2 protein-coding genes are annotated in these 3450 nt (G+C 34.9%); both read left to right on the top strand.

The window, feature by feature from the left end; all coding sequences use genetic code 11:
- Positions 1-1189, top strand: a 1189-nt coding sequence (locus V7183_RS24940) for an RNA-guided endonuclease InsQ/TnpB family protein (protein ID WP_335361211.1), incomplete at its 5' end; no start/stop codon positions are given.
- A 140-nt stretch (positions 1190-1329) separates the two neighbouring features.
- Entirely contained in the window at positions 1330-3429 is a 2100-nt protein-coding gene (locus V7183_RS24935) for a vWA domain-containing protein (protein ID WP_335361210.1), read from the top strand.
- Positions 3430-3450: the final 21 nt, after the last annotated feature.

The following is a 3450-nucleotide window of genomic DNA, read 5'->3' as shown; positions in this document are numbered from 1 at the left end:
AAAAGAAAAACAAAAAGAAGTGAAATGTAATTTGTTTTCAGCACCAACTACAGAAAAACCTTATGTAGATTATAATTTTCTGGATGCATTATTTAAAGTGATGATTCAGAATGATTATCGTACTTTGCCTACGCAATCTAGTCAATCAATCATGAAAAATGTATTCCAAAATTGGAAGTCTTTTTTTGCTAGTTTAAAAGATCATAAAAAGAATCCAAATAAATATACTGGAAGACCTAGAATTCCAAAATATATTTGTTCTTCTGAAAAAGAGATTCTGTATACAAATCAAGATTGTGTCATTAAAAATGATAAGTTTTTAAAGTTTCCAAAGACAAAATTGCAATTAAACATTGGAAAATTAGGGTTTACTGAAGGTAAATTGAAGCAAGTTCGTGTCATTCCAAAATACAATGAGTATGTAGTGGAATTGGTGGTAGATGTTCCTTCAGAACAACAATCGGTTGAAGAGAATGGGCGTTATATGAGTATTGATTTAGGTATTGATAATCTTGCAACCATCGTAACAAACACAGGTATGAAGCCTGTACTTGTTAAGGGCAAACATATCAAAAGTATAAATCAATATTACAATAAAATGAAGAGCCATTTTACAAGTGTTCTCAGGAAAGGTAAACAAACAAAGGAAGGATCTTTTACTTCTAAAAGAATAGAAAAACTTCACCAAAAGCGTTACCTAAAAATAAAGGACATCTTCCATAAAGCTAGTCATCATATTGTAAAACTAGCTCAAGAAGAGGAAGTTTGCAAAATCGTTATTGGTCAAAATAAAAGTTGGAAACAAGAAACGAATATGGGAAAGAAAAATAACCAAATATTTTGTCATATCCCGCACAGTTTATTGATTCAAATGATTACATACAAAGCGAGTGCGGTAGGTATTCAAGTTGTTGTAACCGAGGAATCTTACACATCAAAAGCAAGTTTTCTAGATTATGACTTCATTCCAACGTATGGAACAAATGACCAAAATGCAACTTTTTCAGGGAAACGAATGAAGCGTGGTATGTACCGTTCTGCAAAAGGAATCGGAATCAATGCAGATGTAAACGCTGCGGCTAATATTTTACGAAAAGTAGTCCCGAATGCATGGACAAACGGGATAGAGGGGTTAGGCGTGAAACAACTCGCTAATGTGTTAACTCCACTGACGTTAATCGTCCGTTAGGTCGAAACGTTAGAAACCCCCACTTCAAGCTTTGCTAAGTGGGGGAGTATTCATTTGTCCGAAAATACAAGTCATATATCTTGTTTCTTTTCATAAATTTAAACATAGGAATTTGTCTACAAAGGTGGCGAAGCCTCATCATGAAGATTCGAATCTGTGCCACATTCATTTTGTTTCTATTATTGTGTTTAAATCCTTTTTTTACTTTTGCAAAAGGAGAGGGGGCAAAAGAAAGGGTCGTTTCACTTGTATATGATGATTCAGGCAGCATGAGAAATAACGATCGCTGGAAGTATGCCAATTATGCTTTGCAAAGTTTAGTTGCCTTATTAGATGAAAAAGATAAATTTTCATATGTTCCAATGAGTCGTCCAACAGAGGCGCTAAATATTGCGCTAACAAATGAAAAAAGGCAAACAGAAATCAATCAAATCGGGGCGTGGAAGACCTATTTAAATACGCCGTTTAGCGCTGTGGAAACAGCAATGCAATCTATTAAAAAGGAAGCGGACATAAATGGAAAACGTGAATTTTGGCTTATTGTATTAACTGACGGGGCATTTAACGAATTAGAAAAAGAAAAGAATGGTGGAAAAGAACAAATTACGCAGAAATTAGAACAATTTAAAAAAGAAATGGAAGCGAAAAAAATATCATTGCATCCAGTTTTAATAACAATGGAGGGAAATTTAGGACAGCAAGAGCAGCTACAGATGAATACGTTTAAAGAAATTTGGAAGCAAGAAATAAATGGGATCGTCATGCCATCGAGTGGAGAGGATGGAGTCATTCAAAGTGTAAATCAAGCTGCAGCCTTGGTTGCGAATCGAGATCCATTTTCTTCTGTTGAATCTATTGTGAAAACGAATATAGCAGGTAACAAAGTAGAGATTACCACACCATTTCCGTTAAAACGAATGACGCTCGTACAACAATCTTCTACTGCATCGCAATATCGAATAGAACAACTTTCTAAACCATTAGCGTTACAATCTTCTTTTTCTATTCATGCACCAGGAGAGTCTAATTTATATGGTGGTATTACACATATTAGCGCTGTAAACGAGGAGATAATTAAGCCTGGGACGTATACGATAGAATTGGATAGAGATATTGGAAAAGAAGGATTAAAAGTACTTGTTGAACCAGTACTTGATTATAACGTTTCTATTTATGATAAAGAAGACAAAAGTAAAAAAAATATTGAGAAAATGTACGAGGGAACGACTGCGATTATTGAAGCGAAACCTACTGAATTACCAATTCAATCTTCCTATTTTCAAGCAGAAATAGAATTAGGTGGAAAGTTGTATCCGATGAAATGGGATGATAAAAGAAACGTATTCTACTACGAAACACAAGTTGGAAAACAACCAGTACGTGGAAAAGTTCATATGAATATAAAAGGATTTTATAGGCAAACAAAAGAATTCCGAATTGAATCGTTACCCAAATTACAGTTATCTTTACAAACCATCACAAAAAACTATGAAGAAAAGGTGACGAATTTAGACAATAGTAAACCGTTTGTCCTGCAGCCACTATTGAATGGTGAACCGATGAAAGAAGCAGAGGTAAAGAGACTGCTGCAATCTACTGGTGTCACATCTCATCAATCGATCAACTATGAATTACAGCAACATGGTAACCAAATTTATGTTTATCCTCGTCCTTACTACTCCGACACATTTAATTTTACAGATACCGGCACCATAGAAGCTACCATCAGTATAAACGATTCAAAGTTACAAGAAGTAAAGGCAACGATTTCGCTTCATATTCAAAACGCACCATTTTGGGAACGTTATGCGCTAATTTTTAAATTTGTAATTCCAGTAACTTTACTACTTCTATTAGTGGGAATTCTTATTTTAGGGTGGATTGTTCGGCCAAGATTTCATCGAAAAGCAATGCTGTATTACGAATGGGATCAAGAGGTGGCGAAAGATTGGCTTTACCAATCTGAACCAGAACTCTTAAGAAACAAATGGTGGAAACATTATTTTGGTATTCCATTTCGTGCAGAACGAAAGACGGTGCAATCTGTAACATTTATAGCGAAAAAAGGATCAAAATCTATATTTGTAGCAAAGGAATCGCAAGTGATCGGTATGATTATTGACGGTATGTTTCTAACAGAGGAAGAGGTTGGAAGTGAGCATAAGACGTTATATCCGAACGAAATCTTATTGATTGATCGAGGGTATGGCAAAGAAATCTACCGATATGAATGTGAATGATAAGGAAGTTCAAAAAGTCCG

Source organism: Bacillus sp. JJ1127 (assembly GCF_036965845.1).
In the GTDB taxonomy this organism is placed as follows: Bacteria; Bacillota; Bacilli; order Bacillales; family Bacillaceae_G; genus Bacillus_A.
This window is presented reverse-complemented; position numbering and strand designations above follow the sequence as displayed.